8 protein-coding genes are annotated in these 6491 nt (G+C 52.6%); all 8 read left to right on the top strand.

Annotated elements, in window-relative coordinates:
- Positions 1-75 precede the first annotated feature (75 nt).
- Entirely contained in the window at positions 76-903 is an 828-nt protein-coding gene (locus tag Q394_RS0110720) for an HvfB family MNIO-type RiPP peptide maturase (protein WP_028489296.1), read from the top strand.
- Entirely contained in the window at positions 900-1673 is a 774-nt protein-coding gene (locus Q394_RS0110715) for an HvfC family RiPP maturation protein (protein ID WP_028489295.1), read from the top strand. Before Q394_RS0110720 ends, Q394_RS0110715 begins: the two co-directional genes overlap by 4 nt.
- A 112-nt stretch (positions 1674-1785) precedes the next feature.
- On the top strand, positions 1786-2004 hold the full coding sequence (locus Q394_RS0110710) for a hypothetical protein (protein ID WP_028489294.1): 219 nt from the start codon (positions 1786-1788) through the stop codon (positions 2002-2004).
- A 4-nt stretch (positions 2005-2008) separates the two neighbouring features.
- Positions 2009-3007 carry an AraC family transcriptional regulator gene (locus tag Q394_RS0110705; protein WP_028489293.1) on the top strand — a complete coding sequence of 333 codons (999 nt, stop codon included), beginning with the start codon at positions 2009-2011 and terminating at the stop codon, positions 3005-3007.
- A gap of 87 nt (positions 3008-3094) precedes the next feature.
- Positions 3095-4045 carry a lipoyl synthase gene (lipA, locus tag Q394_RS0110700; protein ID WP_028489292.1) on the top strand — a complete coding sequence of 317 codons (951 nt, stop codon included), beginning with the start codon at positions 3095-3097 and terminating at the stop codon, positions 4043-4045.
- Positions 4042-4785 (top strand): YdcF family protein, encoded by a 744-nt coding sequence (locus Q394_RS0110695; RefSeq protein WP_028489291.1) that lies wholly within the window; start codon positions 4042-4044, stop codon positions 4783-4785. The genes lipA and Q394_RS0110695 overlap by 4 nt, the downstream gene beginning before the upstream one ends.
- Positions 4786-5046: 261 nt before the next feature.
- Positions 5047-5805, top strand: coding sequence for an ATP-binding protein (locus Q394_RS0110690; RefSeq protein WP_028489290.1), 759 nt, complete (start codon positions 5047-5049; stop codon positions 5803-5805).
- Positions 5806-6489: an ankyrin repeat domain-containing protein gene (locus Q394_RS21465; protein ID WP_051543266.1), complete on the top strand. Its 684-nt coding sequence runs from the start codon at positions 5806-5808 to the stop codon at positions 6487-6489.
- The last annotated feature ends 2 nt before the right edge of the window (positions 6490-6491 follow it).

Raw genomic sequence — 6491 nt, 5'->3', positions numbered from 1 at the left:
GCTGCTGTTCCTGCCGCTGCTGTTCCTGCCGCTGCTGACGCAGTTCCTGCTGCGACTGAAGAAAAGAAATAAGCCATGTACAGCCCTGACTTACACGGGGCAGGCTTAGGTTTCCGGCGCGACCATCTGATCGCGCTGGAACAACAAGTCCCCGACTGCATTAACTTCTTTGAAATCGCCCCGGAAAACTGGATAGGTACAGACCCCGATAGCGCCAAACGCCTGCGGGCTTTCAGTGAACGCTTCCCGTTTGTCGTCCACGGGCTTTCCCTATCATTGGGTGGTTTAACCCCGCTGAATCTGGCATTTTTGCACGATCTCAAGCGCTTCATGCACGAACATCAGGTTCCGCTGTATACAGAACACCTGTCGTGGTGCTCTGACCACGGGCAATTGTACGACCTGTTACCCATCCCGTTTACGCAAGACGCTATTCAGCACACTGTCGCCCGCATCCGCCAGACGCAAGATGTACTGGGGCAACAAATCGCCATTGAAAACGCTTCGTTTTACCTGCAAGCCCCCATCAACGAGATGGACGAAGCCACCTTCGTCAATAGCGTGCTGGAAGAGGCCGACTGCTTGCTGCATCTCGACGTGAACAACGTCTACGTCAACAGCGTCAACCACGCTTACGACCCTTACGCATTCTTACGCAAACTGCCCAAGGAACGGGTGGTTTATATACACACCGCCGGGCATTACCAGCAAGAAGCAAACCTGCTGATTGATACCCACGGCGCACCTGTCATCGACCCGGTGTGGGAATTACTGGACTTCACCTACGCCGAATTCGGGGTATTCCCCACCCTGCTGGAGCGCGATTACCACATCCCGCCGCTGGAAGAATTGCTGCCAGAAATCGAGCACATCGCCCGCTTGCAACGGAAATACGCCGCATGAATGCCACCGAACAGTACCAACGCAACTTTGCCGCCCACTTGCGCAACCCCGAGCTGAATCCTCCCCCGCAAGGCGTGAATGCCGAACGTGCCGGGGTGTACGTGGAATTGCTGTTCAACAATGTGGAAGACTTCCTCAGTAGCTGCTTTCCGGTGGTACGCAGTATTCTTGACGACACGCAATGGAACGGCTTGGTACGGCAGTTTTACGCGGAACATGCCTGTACTACGCCGTATTTCCGCGAGATTTCGGCAGAATTTGTGGAATGGCTCACTTCGGCTTCGCTCAGTGACCGATCGAGCGCGTTCGCTGAGCGCAGTCGAAGCGTGCCGTTTCTGCTGGAATTGGCGCATTACGAGTGGGTGGAGATTCCGTTGACACTGGATAATAGTGTGATCGACTGGAGCACTATCGACCCCGAGGGCGACTTGCTGGAAGGCATTCCCGCACTAAACCCGGTGATGGTGCTGCAAAGCTATCAGTACCCGGTACACCGCATTAGCGCGGAAAACCAGCCAACCGAACCAGAACCTACCCACTTGATCGTATTGCGCGACCAGCAGAATACAATCCAGTTTGTTACGCTGAATCCGGCGACTGCCCGGCTGGTACAACTGCTACAGGAAAACCTGAGCGCCCGCGAGGCCATTTTCCAGCTTGCCGAAGAAATGCAGCACCCTGAACCTGAGCAACTATTGGCATTTGGGCAGCAAATTCTTGCACAACTCAAAACCCAAGATGTTGTATTGGGTGTATCCAGAGGTTCATAAGCCATTTCGCCTTCTATCAGTAATAAATGCCACTATCGGTAACTTCTATGTTTACTGATCAATGGAATGTGCTATCTAGAGAGGACATTCCTTATTGAAGGCATTAACCCTTATGCATACCACCCCACAACTCACTGCTTTACTGGCTTTTTTGAGCGTACTGAGCCTGCTCAACGGCTGTACGGAAATACCACCAACGAAAGAAGCTGAAACCAAAGGCATTCAGGATATTGCCAAAGAGGCCATGAACTCCACCGGAAAACTCAGCAAGGAACAGGTGGATGCCCTGATCCGCGCCAATGCCGCCTGCCGACCTGACGACAAGCACTGATACCATGCAGACACTCGCCACCTTTTTGATCGGCTTTTCCATCTTCGGTGCTGTATTACTCGCCTTCACGCATTTCCGGCGCGAACACTACCAAGGCCAAACCACCTCACAAGCGATCGGCATTCTCTTACTGATCACGCTGGTGAGTTTGCAGCTTGTGCATTTCACAGGGCTGCAACAGGGCATGGATTGGCTCCGCAACCCTTATTACCCGGTGCTGCTGTTTACACTAGCGCCCGTGTTCTACCTATTCAGCAAACCGTTGTTACTGGCACAAGGCATCAAGCCGTTTGATCTATTGCACTTGCTGCCGGTGCTGACTGCACCCTTGCTGCCTTTCCAGCTTGCTGTTCCACTGGCGTTTGCACTGGGCATTGCTTACGGTGGGTGGCTGGCTTATCACCTGTATGCGCTACGCAAACAAAGCGGCCGCTTCCGGGGGGAAATCGGTCTACTCGGCGCCGTCTGGGTATTGGCTATTGTGGTGGCTTTGGCTGGTATCGCCTTACCGCTATTGCCGGAAAAAGGCTTTTTCATGGGCTATGCCAATGCCATTGGCGTTGCGCTGCTACTGGTTAGCATCGCGCTCAACCGCTCGCCGCACTTACCCATCGAAGTCGTCGAAGTCGCCCGCGAAACCCATGCTGTATCGACACTGACAAACGTGGATTGCGACATATTGCTAGCCGAAGTGGAAGGTTTGATGCAAGAACAGGAGTTGTTCCGCCAACCCGATATTGACCTGCCAACCATCGCCAGCCGTATCGGGCTCTCCAGCCAACAATTGTCCGAACTGATCCATACCCGCTTGGGCAAAGGTTTTTCACGTTATGTCAGCGAATTCCGGGTAGAAGCGGCCGAAGACTTACTGGTGGAAGCGCCGGATACCTCCCTGCAAGCTGTCGCGCTGGAGGTAGGTTTCACCTCCGCCGCACACTTCCAGCAAGCCTTCCGGGAAATCACCGGGATGACACCGCAGCAGTTCCGCAAAATTAATGCCTAGATAAACCTTGCAAAGGATTACCCCCACACCGCCGTCTTGGGATTATAATGTGTCGACAATCCACCAAACGCGAGATAGCCAGACCTCATGGAACGCAAAGAACCCGGACACAAAGAACGCGGTGCCGACAAAGTAGCCCGTATCCCAATCAAGATTGAACCAACCACCGAATTTCGCCGCAAACCGGCGTGGATCAAGGCCAAAGCCCCCACCACGCCGGAAGTCAAACGCTTGAAAGCGGTATTACGCGAACAAAAGTTGCACACCGTTTGTGAAGAAGCCGCCTGTCCCAATCTGGGCGAATGCTTCACCCACGGCACGGCAACCTTCATGATCATGGGGGATATTTGCACCCGACGCTGCCCCTTCTGCGACGTTTCCCACGGTAAACCGTTGCCGCTGGATGAAAACGAACCGGATAATATGGCAGAAACCATTCGCGCCATGAACCTGAAATACGTGGTCATCACCTCGGTTGACCGGGATGACTTACGCGATGGTGGCGCGGAACATTTCGTGAAATGCATCCAGAAAGCCCGCGAGCTGAACCCAGCGCTTAAAATCGAAATCCTCACCCCCGATTTTCGCGGACGCATGGAAATCGCCCTGCAAATTCTGGAAACAGCCCCACCGGATGTGTTTAACCACAATATGGAAACCGTGCCGCGCCTCTACAAGCAATCCCGCCCCGGCGCGGATTACCAGTATTCGCTGAATCTGATCAAGGAATTCAAGAAGCTGTTCCCGCACATTCCCAGCAAATCCGGCCTGATGATGGGCTTGGGTGAAACCAAGGAAGAAGTGATTGCCACCTTGCAAGACCTGCGTGACCACAACTGCGACATGCTGACCTTGGGGCAATACCTGCAACCCAGCCGCCACCACCTGCCGGTTGACCGCTTCGTACACCCGGATGAATTTGCCGAACTAGCTGAAATTGCCACCGCGATGGGCTTCGACAAAGTAGCCAGTGGCCCCATGGTGCGTTCCTCTTATCATGCCGACCAGCAAGCAGCAGGCGTATTTGGTAACGAATGAGTCCAGTCATTAGCCGAACGGTTGAATTTCTGGCCTACCCACCCGGCAATTTACTGATTTTCCTGCTGATCGCGCTGCTGCTCTACAAATGGCGCAGCGCGATGCTAATCACGCTAGTGATTGGCGTACTGCAAACCGTGGTGCTGAGCCTGCCCGTCGTAGCGGAAAAGCTCATGGTAGGCTTAGAACAGCAATACCCACCCAAACCTGAACTGTGGTTACAACAACCCTTGCCCGAAGCCATTGTGGTTTTGGGCGCGGGGCGTAACCTGGAAGCCATTGAATACGCAGGCAGGATGAGTGCCAGCACCGAGCTGGAACGCCTGAATTACGCGGCCTACCTGCACCGTAAGACCGGCTTGCCCATCCTGATTTCAGGCAGCAGCAACGAAGCCGATTACATGCGCGATGTCATGGAAAACACCTTTCAAGTTCCGATCCGCTGGCAGGAAAGCAGCAGCCACACCACGTGGGAAAATGCTGCGTATTCCGACCAAATACTCAGTGAAGCAGGTATCCATTCCGCTTGGGTCGTCACGCAAGCCTGGCACATGCCCCGCGCAATGCTGGCGTTCCAGAATCGGCAAGTGAACTACTTACCCGCCGCCACCAGCTATGGTTCCAGCAATTTCTGGCGGCACGAATGGCTGTGGTGGATTCCGCAAGCCAATGCCCTGTCGCGTAGTCAGACAGCTCTGCACGAATGGTTTGGGCTGCTGAGCTATCGCTTACAGCACTAAGATGAGCCGCTTTGGACTTGAAGCTATATTCCGGCGTGATAGTATGTTGTTTCATACAGCAAGCCTTCCTTACATATTGTGGACTATATTAGAGTTTTCTAATAACTTAAAAAGCTCGCCTACCACACTTTGTTACAAATAGATACAATTTTAGTAAAAGATAAAGCCCGCCTGTCTTGACAGAAAGCAGCGGAAAATTTTTACGTAAACAGCTAAACTTGCAGAGCAATTCGTGCAGGCATATTACCGAAGGGAGTTATAATGGCTTTTGGCAAACTGACGATTGACTGGCGTAGCACGCTTGCTGCGGTATGGCGTTCTAACCGACACTTCCTGAAACCCATCAGGAATGTGGATTTGGTGAACCCCGACAACCTACAAGGCATCGACGAACACAAGGAAAAGTTGTTTCGTAACACCGAACATTTTTTACGTGGCAAACCAGCCAGCCACGCCCTGTTGTGGGGTGCAAGTGGTGCTGGCAAGTCCTCATTGATCAAAGCAATATTGACCCGCTACCATACCTACGGCTTACGCATGATCCAAATCTCTAAAGATGATCTTGGCGTATTGGTAGACATTACCGATGAAATCGTCGATTCTCACCACCGCTTTATCATCTACTGTGATGACCTTGATTTTGATGAAGGCAAAAGTGAGTACCGTATGTTAAAAAGCATTCTAGAGGGAACACTGGAAAAACCGCCTGAAAATGTGCTGATTTATGCCACCTCTAACTGTAACAAAACCACCTTGGAGAAGATGCTTAAAGGTGAAATGCCCATGGATAATGTTACCGAAAACAAACGCCTACTAGCGGATCGATTCGGGTTATCATTACCATTCCATCCCATGAATAAAGACACTTATCTGGATATCGTAGACAAATTATTCAAAGGGCGCGTACAAGATTCAGAACTGTTGCATCAGGAAGCAACCACCTTTGCAACCGGACGCGGCGGCCAAAGTGGACGCACTGCCCGGCATTTCTTCAACCATTGCCAAACTGGCCTGAACTAGATGAAACAATCTCTTAACACCCTGTTTGACAGGCTGCGTTTCCAACAACACCCTGTTCTATTATTGACAGGCTGCTTACTGCTCGGCATAAGTGGCTGCGCTAGCACCACTGAAACAGACATACCGAAAGCCAACAGCATTATCACGTCAACCAGTAGCGACACTAGTACTCTTGCTGCGAAAACAGAGACAACTTCAGTAGAAACGGTTAGTGCAACGACAGAAACCGTGCCGTCTGCCGCAACAGAGGTTGTTGCCCAACCCGCTGACGCTGAAGCTGAACCAGTAACAGCGCCCCTTTCCCAGAACGATCTGAACAAGCAACTTTGGGATGCGGCACAAACAGGTGATGCCGCCACGGTTAGTACACTGTTAGAACAAGGGGCAGATGCCAATACCGCCACTGCCTCCGGCGAAACCGCCCTTCACGCGGCAATTGCCGCAGGCTCCTTTCCTGCGGTCATGCAATTGGTCAGCAAGGGTGCGAATGTGAATGCAGCAACCGCGACAGGTTGGACTCCCCTACACCATGCGGCGCGTTTTGGACGAGCGGATGCCGCCAACTACCTGCTGCAACAGGGCGCAGATCCCAAGGCTGTCACCAATAGCGCCCCTGCCAAAACCCCGGTGCAAATGGCCTTGGATCAAGGTGATTTACGCACCGCCCGCATTCTAGGCTACTAATT

Source organism: Thiothrix lacustris DSM 21227, from assembly GCF_000621325.1.
GTDB classification, from domain to species: domain Bacteria; phylum Pseudomonadota; class Gammaproteobacteria; order Thiotrichales; family Thiotrichaceae; genus Thiothrix; species Thiothrix lacustris.
Note: the sequence above shows the minus strand (reverse complement) of the source record. Positions and strands in the feature narration are given on the sequence as shown.